This is a genomic window from Mesorhizobium sp. M2A.F.Ca.ET.037.01.1.1 (assembly GCF_003998075.1).
Taxonomy (GTDB): Bacteria; Pseudomonadota; Alphaproteobacteria; order Rhizobiales; family Rhizobiaceae; genus Mesorhizobium.
Window position 1 is genome coordinate 1 of sequence record NZ_RZSA01001374.1, and the last position, 1,295, is coordinate 1,295.

Annotated in this window: 1 pseudogene; it reads left to right on the forward strand. The window is 64.9% G+C overall.

The window, feature by feature from the left end:
* Positions 1-1,295 (forward strand): annotated as a pseudogene (locus tag EOA27_RS36865) (lactate dehydrogenase); the annotation flags it as partial.

Sequence of the window (1,295 nt, forward strand, 5' to 3'; positions counted from 1 at the left end):
GTGCTGAACGAGCGCGGCCATGTCGATCCCGACCACATTGCCGAGCTTCTGCATCGCGAGGTCGACGACGTCATCGCCGAGCTGGGCAGCGCCATCTTTCGCGATCCAGCGGACGGCTCGTGGCAGACCGCGGACGCCTATCTGTCGGGCGCGGTACGCGACAGGCTGAAGGCGGCAGAGGCGTCCGCGGCGCTCGATCCCGCCTATGAACGCAGCGTCACGGCGCTGCAGGGCGTGCAGCCCGCCGATCTCAGCCCCTCCGACATCACCGCGCGGCTAGGGGCGCCCTGGATTCCAGCCGCCGACATCGTTGCATTCGTCAAGGAGACGATGGGGGCGGAGATCAGGATCCACCACGTGCCGGAGCTGGCCTCCTGGACCGTCGAAGCCCGCCACCTCGGATGGATGGCGGCCGGCACTTCGGAATGGGGCACGGATCGCCGGCATGCCGGAGAACTGCTCGCCGATGCGCTCAACAGCCGTGTCCCCCAGATCTTCGACACCATGAAGGACGGCGATCGCGAGCGCCGCGTTCTCAATGTCGTCGACACCGAGGCGGCGAAGGAGAAGCTGCAAAAAATCAAAACCGCCTTCCAGAGCTGGATCTGGACCGATCCCGACCGGACCGATCGCTTGGCGCGGGTCTATAACGACCGCTTCAACAACCTCGTGCCTCGAGCCTTCGACGGCTCGCACCTGAAGCTTCCGGGCGCCTCTGGCGCCTTTTCTCTTTATGACCACCAGAAGCGCGGCATCTGGCGCATCATCGCCTCGGGCGCAACCTATCTCGCCCATGCCGTGGGCGCCGGCAAGACGATGACGATCGCAGCTGGCGTCATGGAGCAGCGCCGGCTCGGGCTGGTCGCCAAGGCGATGCTCGTCGTGCCCGGTCATTGCCTGGCGCAGGCGGCACGCGAGTTCCTGGCGCTCTATCCCAACGCCCGAATCCTCGTTGCCGACGAGACCAATTTTGCTTTGGCCAAGCGGCACCGGTTTCTCAGCCGGGCTGCAACGGCCAACTGGGACGCGATCATCATCACGCATTCGGCGTTCCGCTTCATTGGCGTGCCGTCCGCCTTCGAGCAGCAGATGATCCAGGACGAACTGGAGCTCTATGAAAGCCTGCTCACCAAGGTCGAGAGCGACGACCGCGTCTCGCGCAAGCGGCTCGAGCGGCTGAAGGAGGGCCTGAAAGAGCGGCTGGAATCTCTCTCGACCCGCAAGGACGATCTGCTGACCATCTCGGAGATTGGCGTCGACCAGATCATCGTCGACGAGGCGCAGGAGTTCCGAAA